The sequence below is a fragment of the Inquilinus ginsengisoli genome (genome assembly GCF_050434925.1).
GTDB classification, from domain to species: domain Bacteria; phylum Pseudomonadota; class Alphaproteobacteria; order DSM-16000; family Inquilinaceae; genus Inquilinus; species Inquilinus ginsengisoli_B.
This window is the reverse complement of the sequence record NZ_JBNDJK010000001.1, coordinates 1,766,897-1,790,264: the sequence shown is the minus strand read 5'-3', so window position 1 is coordinate 1,790,264 and position 23,368 is coordinate 1,766,897. Positions and strand designations below refer to the sequence as shown.

General features: G+C 68.1%; 7 protein-coding genes. 1 reads left to right on the top strand and 6 read right to left on the bottom strand.

The window, feature by feature from the left end; translation table 11 throughout:
• Nucleotides 1-42: 42 nt before the first annotated feature.
• The 6 genes from QFZ27_RS08670 to QFZ27_RS08645 all read right to left on the bottom strand — a co-directional run bounded on the left by QFZ27_RS08670 (nucleotide 43) and on the right by QFZ27_RS08645 (nucleotide 19,763).
• Entirely contained in the window at nucleotides 43-804 is a 762-nt protein-coding gene (locus QFZ27_RS08670; RefSeq protein ID WP_429225767.1) for an AP2/ERF family transcription factor, read from the bottom strand.
• Between the two features lie 786 nt (nucleotides 805-1,590).
• Nucleotides 1,591-9,081, bottom strand: a complete 7,491-nt coding sequence (locus QFZ27_RS08665) for a hypothetical protein (RefSeq protein WP_429225766.1) — start codon at nucleotides 9,079-9,081, stop codon at nucleotides 1,591-1,593.
• A 711-nt stretch (nucleotides 9,082-9,792) separates the two neighbouring features.
• Nucleotides 9,793-9,954: a hypothetical protein gene (locus QFZ27_RS08660; RefSeq protein ID WP_429225765.1), complete on the bottom strand. Its 162-nt coding sequence runs from the start codon at nucleotides 9,952-9,954 to the stop codon at nucleotides 9,793-9,795.
• A 946-nt stretch (nucleotides 9,955-10,900) separates the two neighbouring features.
• Entirely contained in the window at nucleotides 10,901-11,785 is an 885-nt protein-coding gene (locus QFZ27_RS08655) for a hypothetical protein (protein WP_429225764.1), read from the bottom strand.
• Between the two features lie 636 nt (nucleotides 11,786-12,421).
• Complete coding sequence (locus tag QFZ27_RS08650) at nucleotides 12,422-19,093, bottom strand: hypothetical protein (RefSeq protein WP_429225763.1); 6,672 nt, start codon at nucleotides 19,091-19,093, stop codon at nucleotides 12,422-12,424.
• A gap of 352 nt (nucleotides 19,094-19,445) precedes the next feature.
• Nucleotides 19,446-19,763, bottom strand: coding sequence for a hypothetical protein (locus QFZ27_RS08645; protein WP_429225762.1), 318 nt, complete (start codon nucleotides 19,761-19,763; stop codon nucleotides 19,446-19,448).
• Nucleotides 19,764-20,688: 925 nt separating this feature from the next.
• Between QFZ27_RS08645 and QFZ27_RS08640 the strand changes: the two genes are divergently transcribed.
• A complete protein-coding gene (locus QFZ27_RS08640) occupies nucleotides 20,689-22,926 on the top strand; it encodes a calcium-binding protein (RefSeq protein ID WP_429225761.1) in 2,238 nt (745 codons plus the stop codon).
• Nucleotides 22,927-23,368 lie beyond the last annotated feature (442 nt).

Below are 23,368 nucleotides of genomic sequence, written 5' to 3'. Positions count from 1 at the left end.
GCCCGATCCAGTACGAGACTACGGCTGCGATCAACCACAACATTATCCGTCCGGGTCGCTCTTGCTGTTCGTATTCGTTATTTGTTTCTCTACCAAGTCCGCCCTTCGGCCAACCTCCTCCAACACCATCTGCTTACGACTTTCCACAGCTAGCTGCCGGGCGCCATCTTCACCGTAAACACCTACCGAGAATGTGCGCATATATTTCTTTCCATTGCGAGTTGCAAAGGCCGCCCAAAAGGGACCGCCCTTTCGTTTTTTATAGCGGCCCACTCCTGGAATGCCAATTGGAGAATCGCGACGCGGCTCCAATCTCAAATTGAGCGTTTTTAGCTCACTACGCTCGGCGATACTTGTCTGAGCAAAGAGAGGTGCGTATTTCTGTACTAAATCTGACTGCCGTTTGCGCTCATCAACAACCATCTGCTCGCGACATTCGATTGCCAACTGGCGAGCAAGATCTTCCCCATGAATTCCCACCGAAAATTTTCGCATGCGTTTCTTGCCATCTCGAGACACGGAAGCTGCCCAAAATGGACCGCCCTTTTTTCTCGCATAGCGACCTACCCCGGGCACCCCAATCTGGGAATTTTGGCGAGGCTCCAATCGTCGGTTAAGATTTCGAAGTTCCTCGTGTTCCTTGATGTCGGCCAGAGCGAACGTTTCAGCCGCTTTTTTTGCACGATCGGGTCCACCGTATTTGAGATCGGAAAACAACTTTACACGTTGGCGGCCCATAATATAGTATTGAGCACGCCAACCCACTTCATTATCTAATGGTCGATTTATTCTCCAAATGCGCATTCGCTCCTCGATGCCACTCAGATGGTTCTACTAACCTGCAGTCGATAATAACTACGGACGCTCGGCTCGGTCAATCGATGTCAGTTCCAAAACGAAACATCGTCCGGCATGAGAGCAGACATCATTGTGACCACACGCGAGTGCCCGAAAGGCTCGCATTGTGCGACCGCCTTTGTAAACCGCCTGATCCGCCAAGTGAGGGTTTTGGATTTGAGCAGGCGCCAGGCCGTCAATCGCGCACAGGATTGAAGTGCACCCTTTGGGTGAGACACGATAATCAGGGACAGTTCTCGGCGAGTGCGACAGCGGCCGGGGCGAGCCCCGGCCGCTGTCGCGGCCAGTTGTCTTCATATTCCTCAGGCGTGAGGTAATCGAGCGCAGAGTGCAGCCGCTGTCAGTTGTAGACCGTCTCGATGAACAGGCCGATCTCCGCCCGGGCGTCCTCGACATCGCGATAGGCGCCGCCGTCGACCTCTTCTTCCTTGAGCGTGCGCATGAGCGCTCGGCCTTGGCGTTGTCGTAAGGGTTGCCGACTCGGCTCATGCTGGGCTTAAAACTCAATGAACGTATTGAACTAGTGTGCCAAACTATGATTCTCTTGGCTCCCGGATCACTTTGAGGAGCAGGACGCCTCGTGAGCACCCTGTTTCGGCTCGACGACGAGCAGTGGGCGCCGATTTAGCCGTTCATGCCGAAGAACCAGCCCGGGCGCGGCGCAAGGACGACCGCCGGGATGCGCGAAGCGCCGCCCTGCACCTCCTACGATGGCACCCCGGTCACCAGGCGTTAGAGCGAGAAGTCGGAGCCCTGCAGCGTGATCGCGCCGGTGAGATGGATGACGAGGTCCGCAGTGCTGTCGCCGTTCACGTCGGCCGAGACAGTCGTGGTATCGCCTGCGATCTCGTAGCGGAGTTGCCCGGCGGCGCCGGAGAAGGCGCTGGTGCCGATGAAGTTGAAGGCCATATCGCCATTCGTGGCATTGCCGTCAGCGTCAATTGCCTGCACCCAGATCAGATCGCCGTGTTGGAAGTCCTGGATCGTGTCGGTGGAGAACGCTGTGCTGTCGGAGACGGCGGTGTAGCTGAAATAGTCCGCCCCGGCCCCGCCGTTCAGCGTGTCAACGCCGGCGCCTCCTCTCAGCGTGTCGTCTCCTCCGGCGCCGCTGAGGGTGTCGGCCCCACCGAACCCGACCAGCTCGTTGGCCAGGGCGTCTCCGACCACAACGTCGTCGTGGTTGCTGCCGTTGATCGATTCGACATCATTGTCGATCGTATCGCCTTGGGCGTCGCCGCCAGTGTTGAGCTGGGTCTCGAGGTTAATCGACACGCCCACGGAGCTGAACCAGTAGCTGGCGGTGTCGTTGTCGGCACCGCCGATCAGGTGGTCGGCGCCGTCGCCGCCACGCAGGATGTCGCCGAAGGTGCCGCCACTCAGATGATCGTCACCAGCACCGCCCTCCAGGGTGTCCCAACCATCGCCGCCATCAATCTGGTCATTGCCGTCGCCGCCATAGAGGGTGTCATTGCCGCCCGCCCCGGCGACGGTGTCGTCGCCCCCCCCGCCATTGATCCCGTTGGCGCCGGCATCGCCGGACAGCGTGTCGTTGAAGATGCTGCCGCCAAGGTTTTCGATATTGGTCAGCGTGTCGCCTTCGGCATCGCCGCCGGTGCCCGTGCCAGCCGCGAGGTCCACCGTCACCGCGGCCGTGGACTCGAAGTAGCCGGCCGCGTCGATCTTGGCGCCGCCGTTCAGCACATCGGCACCGCCGCGGCCGTAGAGCATGTCGTTGCCGTCGCTGCCGGTCAGCGTGTTCGCGGCCGCGCCGCCGCTTAGGGTGTCGGCGAAGGCGGAGCCTATTAGGTTCTCAACGCCGGCCAGCGTGTCGCCCTCGGCATGGCCGCCCGTGCCGGTGCCGGCGATCAGGTCGACGTCCACGCCGGAGGACGACGCGGCGTAGTCGGCCGTGTCGACCCCGTCGCCGCCGTCCAGCGCGTCGGCCCCGCCGTGCCCGACGAGCACGTCGTCGCCGGTCCCGCCGGCGAGGCCGTTGGCTCCGGCATTGCCGCGCAGGGTGTCGGCCAAGACCGAACCGATCAGGTTCTCGATTTGGAACAGCGTGTCGCCCTCGGCATCGCCGCCGGTGCCGGTTCCGGCGATGAGGTCGATGACCACCCCGACGGCGGAGGCCGCATAGTCCGCCGTGTCCACCCCGGCGCCGCCGTCCAGCGCGTCGGCCCCGCCGCGCCCGACGAGCACGTCGTTGCCGGCCCCGCCGGCGAGGCTGTTGGCCCCGGCGTCGCCGCGCAGGGCGTCGGCGAGGGCCGAGCCGATCAGGTTCTCGAAGCCGGTCAGCGTGTCGCCCTGAGCTTCGCCGCCCGTGTTCACGCCGCTCGCCAGGTCGATGGCGACCCCGACCGTGGATCCGGCATAGGCCGCCGTGTCGCTGCCGGCGCCGCCGTTCAGCGTGTCGGCCCCGGCGGCGCCGTCGAGCAGGTCGTTGCCGTTGCCGCCGGCGAGCACATTGGCCACGCCATTGCCGGTCAGGATGTCGCCGGAGTTCGAGCCGGAGAGATTCTCGATGCTGTTGAAGGTGTCGCCGGCGGCATCGCCGCCCGTGGCGGTGTTGGCGGCGAGGTTGACCGTGACGGCCGCGGACGCGATGTAATCGGCGGTGTCGCTGCCGGCGCCGCCCTGCAGGATATCCGCGCCGCCGCGGCCCGCGAGAACATCGTCGCCGGCGCCGCCATCCAGGACATTCGCCCCGGCCTCGCCGTTGATCGTGTCGGCGAAGGCCGAGCCGATGATGTTCTCGATGCTGTTGAAGCTGTCGCCCGCGGCGTCGCCGCCGGTCGCGGTGTTGCTGGAGAGGCTGAGACTGACGCCTGCGGCGGAGGCGGCGTAGGAGGCGGTGTCGGTGCCGTTGCCGCCCTGCAGCGCGTCGGCGCCGCCGAGGCCCTGGAGCATGTCGTTGCCGTTGTCCCCGTTCAGGGTGTTGGCCGCGGCGTCACCGGTCAGCGTGTCGTTGAGGGCCGAGCCGCTCAGGTTCTCGATGCCGATCAGCGTGTCGCCCGCGGCATCGCCGCCGAGACCGGCGCCGTTGACCGTGACCACGACCGCGGCGGCCGAGGCGCTGTAGTAGGCGGTGTCGCTGCCGGTCCCGCCCTGCAGCGCGTCGGCACCGGCGCCGCCTTGGAGCCGGTCGTTGCCGTCACCGCCCGACAGGACATTGGCCCCGGCGTCGCCGGTCAACGTATCGACAAAGGCCGAACCGGTCAGGTTCTCGATGGCCGTCAGCGTGTCGTTCTGGGCATCGCCGCCCGTGCCGGTGCCGGCCGCGAGGCTGGCCGTGACGCCCGCGGCGGAGGCGGCATAGCTCGCCGTGTCGATGCCGTCGCCGCCCTGCAGCGTATCGGCACCGCCGAGGCCCTGGAGCGTATCGTTGCCGTCGACGCCGTCGAGGGTGTTGGCCCCGGCATCGCCGGTCAGGGTGTCGGCCTGGTTCGAGCCGGAGAGATTCTCGATGCTGTCGAAGGTGTCGCCGGTCGCATCGCCCCCCGCGGCGGTGTTGGCGGCGAGGCTGATCGTGACGCTCCCGGTCGCGAGGTAGTAGGCGGTGTCGCTGCCGGCCCCGCCTTGCAGGATGTCGGCGCCGCCGCGGCCTGCCAGCAGGTCGTCGCCGGCGCCGCCGCTCAGGACATTCGCCCCGGCCTCGCCGTTGATCGTGTCGGCGAAGGCCGAGCCGATGATGTTCTCGATGCTGTTGAAGCTGTCGCCCGCGGCGTCGCCGCCCGATGCGGTGTTGGAGGTGAGGCTGAGGCTGACGCTCGCGGCCGAGGCGGCATAGGTCGCGGTGTCGGTGCCCGCGCCGCCATTCAGCGTGTCGGCACCGGCGCCGCCGTCGAGCAGGTCGTTGCCGTCGACGCCGTCGAGGATGTTGGCGCCGGCATTGCCGGTCAGGATGTCGGCCTGGTTCGAGCCGGAAAGATTCTCGATGCTGTCGAAGGTGTCGCCGGCGGCATCGCCCCCCGCGGCGGTGTTGGTGGCGAGGTTGATCGTGACGCTGCCGGTCGCGATGTAGTCGGCCGTATCGCTGCCGGTCCCGCCCTGCAGGACGTCCGCGCCGCCGCGGCCCGCCAGCAGGTCGTCGCCGGCGCCGCCGCTCAGGACATTCGCCCCGGCCTGGCCATTGATCGCGTCGGCGAAGGCCGAGCCGATGACGTTCTCGATGCTGCTGAAGGTGTCGCCCGCGGCGTCGCCGCCCGAGGTGACGCCGCTCGAGAGACTGAGCGTGACCCCCACGGCGGAGGCGGCATAGGAGGCGGTGTCGGTGCCGTTGCCGCCCTGCAGCGCGTCGGCGCCGCCGAGGCCCTGGAGCGTGTCGTTGCCGTCGCCGCCGCTCAGCGCATTGGCCGCGGCGCTGCCGGTCAGCGTGTCGTTCAGGGCCGAGCCGATCAGGTTCTCGATGGCCGCCAGGGTGTCGCCCTGGGCGTCGCCGCCGGTGCCCACGCCGGTCAGCAGGTTGACGGCGACCGCCGCGGCCGAGCCGGTGTAGTCGGCGGTGTCGGTGCCGTTGCCGCCGTTGAGGGCGTCGGCCCCGGCCCCGCCGTGGAGGGTATCGTTGCCGTCGCCGCCGCTCAGCGCATTGGCCGCGGCGCTGCCGGTCAGCGTGTCATTCAGGGCCGAGCCGGTGGCGTTCTCGATGGCCGTCAGCGTGTCGCCCGCGGCGTCGCCGCCGGAGACGGCACTCGTCAGCAGGTTGATCGACACTGCCGCCGCCGAGCCGGTGTAATCGGCGGTGTCTGCCCCGTTGCCGCCGTTGAGGGCGTCGGTCCCGGCCCCGCCGCGGAGCGTATCGTTGCCGTCGCCGCCGGCCAGCGCATTGGCCGCGGCGCTGCCGACCAGCGTGTCGTTGAGGGCCGAGCCGGTGAGGTTCTCGATCGCCGTCAGCGTGTCGCCCGCGGCGTCGCCGCCGGTGCCCGTGCCGGTCAGCAGGTTGACCGCGACTGCCGCCGCCGAGGCGGCATAGGTCGCCGTATCGGTGCTCGCGCCGCCGTCCAGTGCGTCGGCCCCGGCGCCGCCATCGAGCAGGTCATTGCCGGCGAAGCCGTACAGCGTGTCGGCGCCGCCGAGGCCCCGGAGCGTATCGTTGCCGTCTACGCCGTCGAGGACGTTGGCCCCGGCATCGCCGGTCAGCGTGTCGGCGAAGGCCGAGCCGGTCAAGTTCTCGAAGCCGGACAGGGTGTCGCCCGCGGCGTCGCCGCCCGAGGCGGCGCCATTGACCGTGACCACGACCCCGGCGGCGCCGGAGGTGGTGTAGGAGGCGGTGTCGATGCCGGCGCCGCCCTGCAGCGCGTCGGCCCCGACGCCGCCGTCGAGCGAATCATTGCCGTCGCCGCCGGACAGGATGTCGGCGCCGCCGAGGCCCAGGAGCGTATCGTTGCCGCCGGCGCCGTCGACGATGTTGGTCCCGGCATCGCCGATCAGGATGTCGGCCTGGTTCGAGCCGGAAAGGTTCTCGATGCTGCTGAAGGTGTCGCCCTGGGCATCACCGCCGGTCGCGGTGTTGGTGGCGAGGTTGACCGTCACGCCCGTGGCGGAAGCAAGATAGGCGGCCGTGTCGCTGTCGGCCCCGCCTTGCAGGGTGTCCGCGCCGCCGAGGCCCTGGAGCGTGTCGTTGCCGGCGCCCCCGGACAGGACATTATTGGTCGCGGCGTCGCCGGTCAGCGTGTCGGCGAAGGCCGAGCCGGTCAGGTTCTGGATGCCGGTCAGTGTGTCGCCCGCGGCGTCGCCCCCCGAGGCGGCGCCGTTCACCGTGACCACGACCGCGGCGGCGGAGGCGGCATAGCTCACAGTATCGATGCCCGCGCCGCCATTCAGCGCGTCGGCCCCGGCGCCGCCGACGAGCAGGTCGTCCCCGCCGGCGCCGGAGAGGGCGTTGGCCGCGGCATTGCCGGTCAGGGCGTCGGCGAGGTTCGAGCCGGAGACGTTCTCGATGCTGCTGAAGGTGTCGCCGGTCCCATCGCCGCCCGCGGCGGTGCTGGCCGCGAGGTTGACCGTTACGGCCGCGGCGGACGCGACATAGTCGAGCGTGTCGGTGCCGGTCCCGCCTTGCAGGTCGTCGGCGCCGCCGCGTCCCGACAGCACGTCGTCACCGGCGCCGCCGACCAGGACATTCACCCCGGCGTTGCCGTTGATCAGGTCGGCGAAGGCCGAGCCGGTGATGTTCTCGATGCCGCTGAAGCTGTCGCCCGCGGCGTCGCCGCCCAGGGCGGTGTTGGTCGAGAGGCTGACCGTGATGCCCGCGGCGGAGGCGGCATAGGTCGCCGTGTCGGTGCCCGCGCCGCCGATCAGCGTGTCGGCCCCGGCGCCGCCATTGAGCAGGTCGTTGCCGTCGATGCCGTCGAGGATGTTGGCCCCGGCATTGCCGGTCAGGCTGTCGGCCTGGTTCGAGCCGGAGAGATTCTCGATGCTGTCGAAGGTGTCGCCGGCGGCATCGCCGCCCGTGGCGGTGTTGGTGGCCAGGTTGATCGTGACGCTGCCGGTCGCGATGTAATAGGCCGTGTCGCTGCCGGCCCCGCCGCGCAGGACGTCCGCTCCGCCGCGGCCCGCCAGCTGATCGTCGCCGGCGCCGCCATCCAGGATATTCACCCCGGCACTGCCATTGATGTTGTCGGCAAGGGCCGAGCCGACAATGTTCTCGATGCTGTTGAAGCTGTCGCCCTCGGCGTCGCCGCCCGTCGCGGTGTTGGACGAGAGGCTGAGACTGACGGCCGCGGCGGAGGCGGCATAGGAGGCGGTGTCGGTGCCGTTGCCGCCCTGCAGCGCGTCGGCGCCGCCGCGACCTTGGAGCGTGTCGTTGCCGTCGGCGCCGGACAGGACATTGGCCCCGGCATCGCCGGTCAGCGTGTCGGCGAGGGCCGAGCCGATCAGGTTCTCGATGCCGGACAGGGTGTCGCCGTCGGCGTCACCGCCTGAGGCGGCGCCGTTGACCGTGACCACGACCGCGGCCGCCGAGGCGCCATAGCTCGCCGTGTCGGTGCCGGCGCCGCCGGTCAGCGTGTCGGCCCCGGCGCGGCCCTGGAGCGTGTCGTTGCCGTTGCCGCCGTCGAGGATATTGGCCGCGGCGGAACCGGTCAGCGTGTCGGCGGAGGCCGAGCCGATGAGGTTCTCGATGGAGGTCAGCACGTCGCCCTGGGCGTTGCCCCCGATGCCGGTGCCGGCCGTCAGATTGACGGTCACCCCGGCGGACGCGGCGTAGGTCGCCGTGTCGGCGCTGAAGCTGCCGTTCAGCACGTCGGCCCCGGCGCCGCCGTCGAGCAGGTCGGCGCCGCCGCCGCCATTGAGGGTGTTGGCGCCGGCGTCGCCGGTCAGGATGTCGGCCTGGCTCGAACCGGTGAGGTTCTCGATGCTGGTGAAGGTGTCGCCCGTGGCCTCGCCCCCGGACGCGGTCGAGGTGGCCAGGTTGACGGTCACCCCGACGCTGGAACCGCCATAGGCGATGGTGTCGATGCCGGCGCCGCCGTTCAGCGCGTCGCCGAGCCCGCCGCCTTCGAGAACGTCGTTGCCGGCCCCACCGTTCAGCGTGTCGGTGCCGGTGCCGCCGATGCCGGCGAAATTGTCGCCGTAGAGCTGGTCGTTGGCATCGAGGCCGTTGAGCGTGTCGTTGCCGCCGCCCCCCGCCAGGGTGGTGCTGACGGCCTGGTTGGCGGTCTGGATGTCGTTGAAGCCCGAGCCCAGGATCCACTCGATGCCGGAGAGGGTGGCGCCCCCGGTTCCGGTCCCGGTCAGCGTCCCGGCGACCAGGTTGACGGTGAGGGCCGAACCCCAGACGCGGATGTCGAGGATGTCGGCGCTGCCGGCGCCGCCATCCAGCACGTCGCCGCCGCCGCTGATCTGGACGTAGTCGTTGCCGGTGCCGCCGCTGATCACGTTGTGGCCGCTGTCGCCGGCCAGCTGGTCGTCGAAGGCGCTGCCGATCAGGTTCTCGAAGCCGCTCATGGTGTCGCCCTGGGCCTCGCCCCCTCCGGCGGCAGCGTTCAGGGCCACCGCGACGCCCGAGGTGGCGTTGGCGTAGGTGAGCGTGTCGATGCCGGTGCCGCCGCTCATGGCGTCGGCGCCCGCGCCGCCCCAGATGATATCGTTCCCGCCGAGGCCGCTGAGCGTGTCGTTGCCGGCGCCGCCATTGATGATGTCGATGCCGTCCGGATTGGCCGCGTCGCCCGGATTGGTCCCGGTGAGGGTGTCGTTGCCGGCGGTGCCGTTGAGGGTCTGGGTCACGGGTCGTCCTCCTGCTGCCGCGTCGGCGCCGCCGGTTTTGGGGGAGCGGCCGGGCTGTGAAATGCGCCCGGTTGGCCGGGACTCAGATATAGAAAGATTTATCAGACATTCTGCATAGTCTGTTAGTCAAAATCGTTAGGAATCGTCAACGGATCGGTCCATCTGCCGGACAGGCCTCAGCCAAGTATCGATCGGCGATCAGTGACGGGAGCCAGACGAGACAGCGTTACTACTGAGCGTGGATGGCGACGGTGCCACGGTCCTTGTCGCCGCCCGGGGCGCTGAAGCTCTGGTCGCAGTCCGGGTTGCGACCGCGGTCGAGACGATCTGGCCGTGGTCCATGAACATTTCGGCCAGCACCACCGACTGGTCGAGCAGGCTGCCTGGGATTGCCGCGCAGGTCGAAGATGACGCCGCGGGCCCTGCCATTGAGCCGCGCAGCAGACCGGTCACGGTGTTGCGCATCGCGGCGGTGTTGTTGAAGCGCGTCAGCTCGACGATGATTCGAACCGGACGAGTACCGCGAGCGCTGGAGCCTGCCGGCGGACTACCCATAGACTAGTCGCTCTCAACGACGCCCAGCAGCGCAGCTCGTTGGTGAAGAGCATCGGCCTAGGCCGGCGTCCGAAGGAACCGGCGGCCCGACCTCGAGCTTCGGCTTGCGCGCCCCGCACTCATCGCACCGCAGCCGGTTGGCGATCTCCTGCAGCGTCAGGTGTCCCACCGGCGCCGATCGAGATCGACCGAGCCCTTGTGCTGGCACCTCACGCCGGTGCAGGAAGCGCGCAGCCGTTCGGCGCGGGTCAGATCCTTCAGCCGGAGCAGCCGCGGCGCGGTGGGCAGCCGGCGTTCGGCTTCGTCGGGACCACGCATCACGAGATCCGCAATCTGCAGGCGGGACAGTCCCATGGACCGGGCGCGACGTCGGATGACGTTCAGCTTCGCGTGATCCCGGAACGGGTCCTGTCTCATGGGTCAACACGAAGAGCTTCGATCTGTCGCTCGGCGACCGCGAGTCCCATCGCCAGGAGGCCTGGATCTCGTCCTCGCGCATCCCCAGCCTCTGCGCTGCCCAGCGCAGTTCGTGCCGGCGTATGTCGTCCTCGATCTAGACGTCGATCAGCTTCGTGTTCAGGTCGCGCGGCATGGCTACTTCCACCTCCGCTTGTGCTGGCTGCGCTTTACCAATTGTGGCGGCGGCCCGATCTCGCCCAGCCGCCGGGGCCGGAACTGAACGGCGCTGATAGGGGCCGCCTCAAGGTTTTATCGCCAGAATACGCTAAGCCGGACAAATCAGGAACACCGGGCACGGTTGCTCACGACCGCCCCACCCTGGATCGATCGCGCAAAAGGGCTCCCTTTCGCCCATTCCCTGGACTCGCTACCGGCACTCGGGTGGTCATCCCCTCATCGCCCGGACATCGGCCGCGGCGTCGTGTCAACCGACGACGATTTGAAGCGAAGGTACATCCACACGGCGCGCTGGATCACGTCCGATGGAAAGCGGTAACCGGCATAGCCAGGCGGGGTCATGGCCACCGCTACGCCGCGCCGGCGCTTCGAAAGTCAGCGAACGTGACAAGCCCACCGTGCGAGCGCAGTTGGATGGCCGACCCCGCAACGTCTGCCGGACTTCACGCGGTGTGGCCGGGCCAGTATTGCGCAAACGGACGCGAAACGCCGATCCGAGCGATGTCCGCTACCTGGATGCCGGGGCCGCGTCACGGCGGCCCCGGCGGCAACTATGCCGGCAACGATATTTGGGCCAGTTCCGCTTGCAGCGCGAAAGCTCGCTTCGGCCTAGTTGAGCAGGAGTTCGTCAGCTCTGGGTGCCGTTGAATGTCACCGTGATGCTGCCGTTTCCCTCGTTAGTACCGTCCTGGTATTGGATGTTGGTTGGTGGGTTGGATTGATCGAGGACAGGCAAGTAGCTGGAACCACCACCACCACCGCCACCTCCGTTATCTATCGAGCCGACAGATTGGGCTGCCCCGCCTCCGCCGCCTCCGGCATATCCAGCGCCGCCTCCCCCACCGCCATGACTGGTACCAAACGTATCGAAGCCCCCTGGGCCCCCTGCACCGCCATCCGATCCCGAATAGCCATTGGAGCTGCTCATCCCTGCCCCTCCGGAGCCTCCGTTGTCACCATTGGCACCGCCGCCACCCGAGCCGCCCGGTGATGCGCCACTGCCGCCCGCAGTCGCGTTTTGACCGCCGGCGCCGCCTTGTCCCCCTGCACTTTTGCCCGTCCCTTGGCCACTACCCCCGCCACCGCCAGCAAAGATGATGTACGGCCCGGGCTGGCCCTGCTGACCCGGCTGCTGGCCCGGTTGCGGCACCATCAGTTGAATATCCGTACGGCCTCCGCCGCCACCTCCTTGCCCGCCTGAGCCTAATCCTGATCCGCCGTGTCCACCGCCGTTGTAGCCGCCCGAGCCACTGGCGCCCGTCGACCCGATGTTGATCATCAGTTGGTACCAGCCCTGATTGCCCCAGTCCGACGTGACTGGGATCGTGGCCGTGACTTGCCCGCCGTTCCCGGCTGGGTTTTCTGACTTGGTACCCCAATTGCCTGCGGCCCCTGCAGCCGTCACACTGATGCTCGTGAGAGTGAAGCCTGACGCCTGCAAGATGGTGTACAGCGTCGATCCGGACTGGTTGAGGCTAATTGCCGTCCCATTGCTCACGGTCAATGTCGTCATGCTCGTGCTCCTTTCGGTCTCAACATCGCGACCCGCCTGACGGCTCGATGCAGCTTGCCTTAATGTTTGTCCATCTCGTGAGTAGCCGCATTCCCGCGGCGCGCTCGATCGCATGGACAGGACGGTGATCATATTGCCTGCCATGTTATGCGAGTAGGTCCAGATAGACGCTTTCGATGAGTCCAGATTCCAGGCGCGTTCGTCGAGACGCTAGGTTCCGACGCCTCGACCTGGTGGGTCAATTCGGCGGTGTCCTCAGAAAAGACGGAGATGCTGGAGGTTTTCCGGATGGGTGACGCCGAGCTGGAGGATTGCGGCGCTGTCTGCCGGCACCGTGGCGTCGTTGTTTCGCATCGTCGTCCCGTCATCGCCCGGACATCGGCCGCGGCGTCATGTCGCCCGACGACGATTCTACCGTTTCCGCGCCGCGCAACGATCGTTCCAATGCGCGATAATCGTCCATATCGTGCGTTGTTATCAACGCGTTAGCTGCGGGTGATGTAGGAGGTCTCGCCGAACGTGAAGAGCCGCAGAGAAATAAAACCCGGGCGCCAGACGACGTCGCAACGATGCTTCACTGAAGCCGGCCGGGCCGCGGGTTTCCCCCGCGGCCCGGCTCGCTGATGGTCTTCGCCGTCAGAAGTGATAGGCGGCGCGGGCGCTGGCGGACTGGCTGAGGAACGAGCCGCCGATATCGGCGGTGTACTCGCCCTTCAGCTCGAAGCCGCCGGCCCGGAACAGCTGCACCCCGACATCGATCCGGCCCAGCACGTCCGGCGAGTCGATGTGGTCGCTGAAGGTGCCGTTGGCCGAGGACGCCCCGGCGAAGCTGGAATGGATCGTCCGGGTGTTGTCCGGCTGGTAGCTCATGCCGAAGGCGACATAGGCCCGCAGCGCGGTCTCGGTATCCAGGTCGAGCCGGCCGCCGAACTCCACCATCGGCGACAGCGCCACGCTGGTCTTGCTGCTGCCGCGGACGTCCAGCGCGTAGAGGTCGTCGCCCTTCTCCTGGAAGCCCGGCAGGTCGGTGTAGACCACGTCGAGATCGCCATAGGGCCGGATGTACCAGTCCTCGAAGGCGAACTCGTAAGCCGCGCGCAGCCGGCCGCCGGCCAGGAAGATGCTGGGGTCGCTCTTCAGCGTCTCGCTGGCGATGCCGGGGATGTCGACCCGCCGGTCGGCCTCGAACGAGCCGCCGGCGAAGGCGACCGAGCCTGCGAACTGCCACGGCCCCATCACGCGTTTCACCGTGACCGAGCCGTCATAGGTGTCGCCGTTGCCGGAGGAGCCGCCATCCATCCGCGCCCAGCTCTGGCCGAAGCCGAAGGAGGCGCCGAGATACCAGTCGGGGGCGATCTCGTGCTGGGCGCCGATCCGGTAGGTGGTGCCCGAGACGTAATAGCCCTGGGTGTCGCTTGTGGCGGACTGGTCGGTCCAGCGCCCGGTGACCTTGGCCCAGGCGCAGTTGTCCTCGCCCAGCAGCACGCTGTCGTCGATGAAGACCGGGCAGCTCATCGCCGCGCCGAGGATGGTGCCGGCCGAATTGGCCAGCGCGATCGACTGGGCATGCGCCGCCTTGCTGGACCAGGCGTCGAGCGCCGCCTTGTAGTCGCTGCGGTCGTTGATCGTCGACAGCTGGGCGAAGCGGGTGGCGAAGGCCTTGTCGCCGTTGTCCCAGGCCCGGCCGTAATAGCCGGCCAGCGATGCCTGGCTGTCGTTCAGGGCCACGCCGCCGGGCTTGAAGTCCGAGCGCGGCGCCAGGGTCAGGGTGTTGCCGGACTGGGCCGTGTCCCAGTGGAACAGCAGCGCGTCCAGCCCGTCGGCGGTGGAGGTGAGGTGCCCTGCGGTCACCACCGGCAGCGCGCCCGGCAGCAGCGTCAGCACCGTCGGCACGATCTGGCCGTCGAGCGTCGCCGTGCCGTCGACCTGCAGGTGGCCGGCCGTCCTGTTCAGCGAGTCGACCGTCACGCCCAGCCGGCCCTCACCGGTCTGGACGAAATTCCCGGTCACCCTGGTGGCCCGCAGCTCGCCCGGCAGGCCGAGATTGAAGGTGCCGCTGGTGACGACGTCCGCGGCCTCCATCATCGGACCGGCATTGAAGGTGCCGCTGCCGTTGATCTGGCCACCATTGGTGTAGATGGAGCCGGTGATGGTGCCGTCGATGTTGCCGGAATTGTTGGTGACGGCGATCTGCCCGCCGCCGGTGACCGTGATCGCCGTGCCGTTGGATCCGTCGGCCGTGGTGATGGTGGCCAAGTCATTCGTCACCGAGGCTGTCGGGCTGTTCGCCGGCGTGTCGACCCAGACACCCGCGCTGCCCGATCCGGTGCCGCCGGAGACGGTGACGCCCTGGTTGTCGTAGTTGTTGATCACGACGTCGACCCGCCCGGTCGAAGACGTGGTGCCCGTGCCCTGCGCGAAGATGCCGATTCCGCCCTGACCCGTGGCGGAAACGGAAGAATTCGCCGTCACGTCGACATTTCCGGTGGTGTATGACGCGGTGGGATTGACCGAGCCGGCGAACATGTCGCCGTTCTGGGCAACGAACCCGCCGCCGCCGCCGATGCTCTGCGCGAGGATGCCGATCGAGCCCGGCCCGGAGACGCTGATGGGAGCGTTCTCAGCGGTCTGGACCGTCACGTCCCCGCCATTGCCGCTCCCCTTCTCCGTGGTCAGCCAGTTCCCCACCGACGTGCTCAGCGTCGGGGTGTCCTGCCACCACTGCACCACGCGGATGACGCCGCCGCCGCCGCCGATCGACTGCGCCACGATGCCGTGCGCTGCCATGCCGGTCGTGGTGATGCCGCTGCCGGCGGGCAGATAGACCGAGACGGCGTTGCCGTCGCCGCTTCCCTTGCCTCCGATCGTGTAGCTCATCGAGCTGGAGATCGGGTTGGTGCTGATGACGCCGCCGCCACCGCCGATACTCTGGGCCAGGATGCCGTAGGCGTCATAGCCGGTGGTGGAGATCGTCACCGGGTTGCCGGCGCTCGACGAGGCGAAGGTCGCGGAGCCGCCGTTGCCGCTGGCCCCGCTGCCGCCGCCGACCGTCAGGGCCAGTGCGCCCGATTCCGGCGTCCCCAGATTCTGGCCCCAGCGTTCATTGCCGGTGCCGCCGATGCCGCCGCCGCCGCCGATCGACTGCAGCACCACGCCATCGGCCACGGCATTGGTGGTGGCGATGGTGACGGTGGACGAGTTCGTCAGGGTGACAGCCGCCGAGCCGCCATTGCCGCCGCTGCCGCCCTTGCCGTCCGTGGTGCCGCCGACCGAGATGTCGCCCGTGGCGCTGTCGGAGCCGTCGGTGCCGACACCGCCGCCGCCCCCGATGCTCTGGACGACGATTCCGGCCGCGCCGACGCCGCCGGTGCTCACCGACGAGCCTTCGTCCAGCTCGACGGTCGCGGACCCGCCGTCACCGCCGGCGCCGCCGCTGCCGCCGATGGCATGCTGGAGATTGATCGTCACCTCGGCCGACCCGCCTGTGCCGGTCGCGACCGCAGTGCCCCCCTTGCCCCCGCCGCCGCCGACCGACTGCGCGATGATGCCGCTGGCCCAGGTCCCCAGGGTCGCGATCTGAGCACCCAGGGTCACCAGAACCGTGTCGCCGTTGCCGCCGGTTCCCCCGGTCCCGCCGATGGCGAGGGCGAGGGTGGGGTCGTAAGACGGGGTCGAGCCATCGGTGATGTAGTTGTTCACGTCGCTTTGCCATTCGCGGCCGTTGAGCGCGGCCACGAACGGATTGTCGCCCGAAGCGTCGGAGCCGGCAGACCCGCCAAGGCCGCCGCCGCCGCCGATCGACTGCGCCAGGATGCCGACGGCATCGCCGCCGAGCGTCGTGATCGGCGCGTCGGCATTGACCGTGACCGTGTCGGCATAGCCGCCGCCGCTACCCTGGATTCCCAGCTGGACGGACAGGCCCGGCTTGATGGTCGGATTGGCGCCGCCTTCGCCGCTGCCGCTATTGGGCTTGAAGCTTTGGGCGACGCTCATCGAGCCGCCCTGCGACGACCCGCCGCCGCCGCCGATCGACTGCGCCACGATGCCGATCGCGCCCGAGCCATGCGTGGCGATGCTGTTGCCCGAGAAGGTGTCCACGGTGACCGCGCCGCCATTGCCGCTGGTACCTCCCTGCGAGCCCAGGACGAACGAGAACGACGTGGTGGTGCCGGTGCCGAAATCCTGCGTGTTGCCGGCGCCCGACCCCGCATTGCCGCCGCCGCCGCCGATCGACTGCGCCACGATACCGTCGGCGAAGTCGCCATAGGTCGTGATCGAGGTGGTGCCGCTGGCATCCGCCACCGGCCCGTTCGACCCCACCGTTCCGCTGAGCGCCACCTGCACCGTGCCGCCATTGCCGGCGCCCCCGCCGGTGCCGCCGACGGAGAATGCGACGGTTCCGCCCGGTCCATCCTTGTTGTCGGGCAGGGTTTGGGGAAAGCCGACAGCGGCAGCACTGGCGGAAGAATCGCCGCCGGCGCCGCCGCCGCCGCCGACGCTCTGGATCAGCGCCCCGGCGGAGCCTTGGCCGTAGGTGGTGATGGTGCTGCCGTTCGACAGGGAGAACTGGACGGCACCGCCGTCGCCGCCGCCCTTGCCCTTGCCGCCAACGCCCACCGAGATGGCGAGCGCGACCTGATCGCCCTCTCCCGTCACCGGGGTCGAGACGGCGATCGATTGTGCCGTGGCCGACCCGCCCAGGCCGCCACCGCCTCCGATGCTCTGCACCACGACCCCGAAGGAATCGACCGGCAGCCCGTTGCAGGGTGACGAGTTCGCCTGCGACTGCGACGGTGTCTGCGTGCAGGGAACCGGGATGGTGCTGCCCGACCCGTTCACCAGGATGGAGTTCTGCCCGGTCGAGATCGTGGTGTCGGCCAGGGTGACCGTCACCGCGCCGCCATCCGTGCCCGATCCACCCGTACCGCCGATGGCGACCGAGGAGGAGAACCCGGCCCCGATCGAGCCGGAGAGCGATGCTCCCCCGGTGCCGCCGCCGCCGCCGATCGACTGCGCCACGAGGCCCTGCGAATGCGAGCCGGCGGTCGTGATCGTCGCCCCCGTCGCGTTGAGGTTGACGGTGCCGCCGACGCTGCCATCGCCGGCATTGCCGCCGATGGCGACCGTCGCGAACAGCCCGTCGCTGCTGGCATTGCCGCCATTGCCGCCGCCGCCGCCGATCGACTGCATGACCACCGCGGCCGCGAGATCACCTGTGGTGCTGATCGCAGCACCCGGGTTCAGCGTGCCGGTGACCGCTCCACCGCTTCCGGCGACGCCACCCTGGCCGCCGATGGTCACGGCGACACCCTCCGAGCCACCGCCGTCGCCGCCGCCGCCGCCGATCGACTGGCCCAGCACGCCGATCGCGGAAATGCCGTTGGTGGTGATGTTTCCGCCACTCGCCGTGAAATTCACCGTGCTGCCATCGGCGGCGAAGCTGCCGCTGCCGCCGACATTCGAGATCGGGCCGCCGGCGCCGCCGCCGGCACCGCCGCCGCCCCCGATCGACTGCAGCAGGGCACCATGGGCGTTCGACCCGTTGGTGGTGATCGACCCGGTGTTGGTGACGTCGACTTCGCCCGAAGTGCCGCCCGCCGATCCCGAACCGCCGCTGGAGTGGAAGAGAGACCAGGAGGAGCCTCCCGACCCACCGCCCCCGGCCAGCGACTGGGCGACGATGCCATGGGCCGTCTGGCCGGATGTGGTAATCGAACCGCCATTGGTCACGCTCACGGTGTCCGAATTGCCGCCTATGCCGCCGGTGCCGCCATGTTCCTCCAAGCCTTCTCCACCTTCGCCGGCCGCTCCGCCGAGGGACTGCGCCAGGATGCCGACCGAGCCGGACTGGCTGGTCTGGATCGTCGAGGCGCTGTCGAGCATCACGGTCACGGTGCCCGCGGACCCGCCATTCCCGCCATTGCCGCCATAGATCTCGCCGACTCCGCCGCTGCCGTTGCCGTCCCCGCCGCCACCCCCTTCGGACTGGGCGATGATGCCGGGCGAGGAAGTGCCGCTGGTGTTGATGGAGGCCGAGACCAGGCTCACCGTGACCGCGCCGGTATCGCCGCCCGCCCCGCCATACCCGGCCGTCCCCTCTCCCAAGGCCGGGTTGAGATAGCCGCCATCGCCGCCCTGGCCGCCGAGGCTCAGCGCGTAGACGCCGGGAGAGTTGTTCCCGGTGGTCGCTCCGGTGGGACCACTGGGAGACGACCCGGTCAGGGTGACGGCGGCCGATCCATTGACGGCACCGCCCCCCCCGCCTTGGCCGGCATGGAGGCTGACGCCGAGGCTGTCCAGGCTCCCGCCCTGCCCTCCGTTGCCGCCCTGGGCGAAGGCCACGATGCCGGGCAGGTTGACGCCGATGGTCGAAACGCTCGCGTCGGTGGCCGAGACGCTGGCCCCGGCCACGGCGCCCCCGTCCCCGGCGTTTTGACCGTTGGAGCTGTTGCCGCCGCCAAGCCCTCCGACTGCCGTCGCCAGGACGCCGCCGCTCACCCCAAGAGCGCTCGGCGGCGTCCCGTTGAGCTGCAGGGTAACGTCTCCGCCCTGGGTCAGCGTGACCGTTGCGGGTCCTGCGGCACCGCCGATGCCGACGTCGTTGCCTACGATATAGCCGTTGCCCCCCGCCGACTGCGCCAGGATTCCGGCGAAGCCGGTGCTGGTAATGTTCACATCAGCGTTGACGGCGCCGCCGCTCGTAATCGATACGCCGGCCGACGACCCCCCCGATCCGCCGTTCAAGCCGTCTCCGCCGGTATCCGCTCCCCAGATGCCGGCTCCGCCGCCGACCTGGATGCTGTTCAGGGTGACGGTGACGGGCCCGGCGTTGTTGATGGTCACGCCCGCAGGCACGCGGCTTCCGTTGACGCCGATGCTCGATCCACCCGGATCGCCGTTGCCGGCTGTCTGGACCGCCTGAATGCCGTAGGTCTGGCCGCCCGTCGTCGAATCCTCGTACAGAGTGATCGATCCGGCATTGGTGAGCTGCAGTCCCTGGACGTTGCCGCCGCGCCCACTGTTTTCGGTCGCACCAAAGGAACCGAAATTCAGCCCGACCGCCTCGTCGGTCTTCACATACATGATGATGTAGCCGTGCGAGGTCACCAGCATCGGCGGCGCATCGATATTGCCGGTCTGGAAGCCCCATGTGGACCCGGTGCCGGAATAGGTGCAGGTTTTGACGCCCCCCAACATGAACATGTTGCAGGCCTGTGCCGCGGCCGGGTTCGGCAGGGCGAGCCAGGCTGCGGTTCCCAGCAGCCCGGCGACCAGGCAGCGCCGATACGGGACCGGTTGGGTCGGCAACGCTGCTCTGAAGGCGGCCAGGCTCGGAGATGACGACTGCGCCCGGTAGCTCAGCGCCCCGGCAAGACTCGCCGCCGCATCGTTCACCAAGATCGCGCCAGACTTGAAATCTGCCCCGGACAATCCTTGCGCCATGATCCCCCCAAAGCCTCAATCAAATGTTGCCGCTCACCCGCAGGCGCGGCCGGACGAAGCTTATTGCCGTATGTATTCCGGCCATAGATCCAGTTGGGGGGAATCGATGGGTCCAGATTCGGCCGGGGCCCATTATTTGATAGTAGTTGGCCCTCCGTTGCCGCTTGCTGTCGAAACAAGAATCCCATGGCCGCCCGGCTCCTGATAGCCCTCGCCGTCAGAAGTGATAGGCGGCGCGGGCGCTGGCGGACTGGCTGAGGAACGAGCCGCCGATATCGGCGGTGTACTCGCCCTTCAGCTCGAAGCCGCCGGCCCGGAACAGCTGCAGCCCGACATCGATCCGGCCCAGCACGTCCGGCGAGTCGATCCGGTCGCTGAAGGTGCCGTTGGCCGAGGACGCCCCGGCGAAGCTGGAATGGATCGTCCGGCTGTTGTCCGGCTGGTAGCTCATGCCGAAGGCGACATAGGCCCGCAGCGCGGTCTCCGGGTCCAGGTCCAGCCGGCCGCCGAACTCCACCATCGGCGACAGCGCCACGCTGGTCTTGCTGCTGCCGCGGACGTCGAGGGCACAAAGTCGTCGCCCTTCTCCTCGAAGCCCGGCGGCGCCTCGATCATGATTCTACCGCATCCGCGCCGCGCAACAAGCTGTTCAGTGCGCGATAACTGCCATTATCGGCCAACGAAATCAGAGGGTTGACGTCCATAAGGGTGAAAACATGTCGCCGTTGGGCCACGAAATCTACGACCGCAATCCGCCCGATCCGGAAATCGCACCCCCCCTTCTTGCAATCTGGTGGCTCCAGGCTGTGATGAATGCTGCCGGGACATCCTCGAGCCGCTCGATATCCGACATCGCCATGCCAGCCCGACCTGCCTCGCCACTTTGATCCTACAGCCGATCGGTGCTCAGCGGAACGCGCTACCCCACACCACGCCCGGCCGCAACTGAGAAGGACAGACCGCTGCTGAGCCAAGATCCGGGCCTCTTTCTCGGTCAAACCGTGGGCCGAGCGCGCGGACGCGCTCGTCGCGGTCTCGCTCTTGGCCAACACCCGGACGCCGGGGCCTGCCCGGGCATCGCGCGAAAAGCTGAGGCCGGTCAGGCATAGTGCCCAATGCGAGGCGGCCCGCGCCGTCGCTTCGGCAATCGCCGGAGTGATTATCTTCCCAAGGCTTTTTTTGGTGCGCCTGGGAGGATTGTCTTGTATACATATTCAAGTATTTCATTGTTGGACTGACCTGCCGATGTCGGTCAGAGAAGCATTCAGGCGTTGCCGCCAAGCGTTGGAACGTCCTTGCATACGTCCAAGAGGGTTGCGCTTCGCGGCGCGACGCCCGCGCATTCGGTTCTAAACCGACGCAGCTCCTGGCATCCCGCAACGCCGGTGCGCGCATCCGTTCACAGCTGTCACCATTGCTCCGCCTTTGCGGGGCATTAGCCTGAAGGGGAGGATTTGACCATGGCCATCATCAACGGAACCGCGGGCAACGATGTCATCAACGGCACCAGCAGTACCGACATCATCAACGGCCTGGGCGGCAATGACTGGATATGGGGTCACGCGGGGGCCGACATTATCAATGGCGGGGCCGGCGACGATGACAGGATCTCCTATACCGCCTCGAACGCCGCCGTATCGATCAATCTCGCCACCGGTGCCGCCAGCGGCGGCCATGCCGCCGGGGATATATTCCTCAACGTCGAAGGCGTGATCGGCAGCAGCTTCAACGACACGCTCGTCGGCAATGCCGGCGGCAATCAGCTTTGGGGCCATACCGGCGACGACACTCTGAGGGGCGGGAACGGTGACGACGGCCTGCTGGGCGACGTCGGCGCGGACCGTCTCGACGGCGGCGACGGGATCGATACGGCACGCTATGACTTCGCGGCCGCCGGCGTGTCGATCGATCTCGCGAACGGCACGGCCAGCGGGGGTGAAGCCGAAGGCGACATCCTCATCAGCATCGAGAATCTTCGGGGCTCCGCGCACGATGATTTCCTGGTTGGCGGCGCGGGTGCGAGCACGCTGGAAGGCCTAGCCGGCAACGACCGGATCATCGGCATGCAAGGCGACGATGTCATCGATGGCGGCGCAGGTGATGACGAGCTGCATGGCAGCTGGGGCGCCGACACGCTCCGGGGCGGGGATGGCATCGACATCATCGCCTATCTCAATTCGGATGCCGCCGTCACGGTCAACCTCGCCACCGGCCAGGCGGAAGGAGGCTACGCTGCTGGGGACACGTGGACCGGCATCGAAGGCGTCAGCGGCAGCCAGCTGAACGACACCCTGACCGGCGATGCGGCCGCGAACACGCTCATCGGCCTTGAAGGAGAGGATCGCCTCGACGGCGGCGCGGGCGCCGATACCCTCGATGGCGGGGCCGGCAACTTCGATGTCGCCCTGTACAGCGATTCGTCTGCCGCCGTCGCGGTCGACCTGCTCGCCGGCACGGCCGGCGGGGGCGATGCCGCCGGAGATACCCTGGCGGGCATCGAGGGCCTGATCGGCTCGGGCCACGGCGACCAGCTCTTCGGCAATGACCTGTCGAACGGTATCAACGGCGACGCCGGCGACGACTTCCTGCGCGGGCGTGGCGGATCCGACCTGCTCCTCGGCGGCGACGGCGCCGACACGCTCGACGGCGCTGCCGACGACGACGGCCTCTTCGGAGACGCCGGCGATGACAGCCTGCATGGCGGCGCGGGGGCCGACGAGCTCGACGGCGGGGCCGGCATCGACGAGGTCTACTACGACGACTCATCTGGCGCGGTCTCGGTCAACCTCGCCACCGGCGCGGGCAGCGGCGGCGATGCCGCAGGGGACCAGCTGATCGGCATCGAGGATGTCTTCGGCAGCGGCTTCGACGATAGCCTGACCGGCGATGCGGCGGCGAACCGGCTCATCGGCTTGGGCGGAAACGACGTCATAGACGGCGGCGCGGGCGCAGATTGGCTCATCGGCCAGGATGGCGCGGACGTCATCGCAGGCGGCGCCGGCGATGACGACCTGCACGGTGGCACGGGGGCCGATACGCTCGATGGCGGAGACGGCGTTGACCTGATCTCCTATGAGCTCTCGTCTGGCGCCGTGTCGATCAATCTCGCCGCCGGCACGGCCAGCGGAGGCGATGCCGCCGGCGACCAGTTCACCGGGATCGAGATCGTATGGGGCAGCGACTTCGACGATACGCTCACCGGTGACACCGGCGACAATGATCTGGACGGCTTTGCCGGCGACGATGTTCTGCGCGGGGGAGCCGGGACCGACGGCCTGACCGGCGGCGACGGCGCCGATCGCCTGGTCGGAGGCGCGGGCGACGACCGGATCTCGGGCGGTGCGGGCGCCGACACGCTGTACGGCCAGGCCGGCGCCGATGGGTTCGTCTTCGCCGCGGCCGGCGACTCCGTCCCCGGCTTCGACACCCGCGACGTCGTCGCCGACTTCTCATCGGCCGAGGGCGACAGGATCGACCTCGGTGCCATCGATGCCGATGGCGACGGCGGCAACGGCGACACAGCCTTTACCTTCATCGGCGCCGCTGCTTTCTCCGGGCAGGCCGGGCAGTTGCGCGTCTTTGACAGCGGCGGGCAGGTCACCGTGATCGGTGCCGACATCGACGGGGACGGCCGAGCGGACCTGTCGATCGCGCTGATCAACGCTCCGGCCCTGACCGCGGCGGATTTCGTTCTATAGTCCGATCGAGATCCATGCGTGGAGGTGCGGTCAGCAACGCCACCGCACCTCCGCTTTCTCCGTCGCCGATCCTTCACGGCGGTCTCACCCGACACGTCCACCTTCAATTGGAGTGCTCATTCGGGGTCATTAAAAGAGGAGTGCGTGGGCGTCCGACATCGAGGAACAAAGAAGCAACCAACCATGATGGTGCTCTGAACCGCATGGTCGGTGAAGCGCATGCGCCCGATCCTGACCATGGTCACCTGATCACGAGCGCGCGTCCTTGGCATAATGCAGCGAGTGCCTTGGCAGGCGCCCCGACCGTCTCCATAGGCCGGAAAGCGGACCCACTGAGGATGGTGGTGCCGCGCCCGTGCTGTCGGCAAAGGGTGAATGGCCGTCACTGCGATGGGCTTCCGAGAGCGAACATGACCGCCGCGACCCGAAGCGGACCATTACC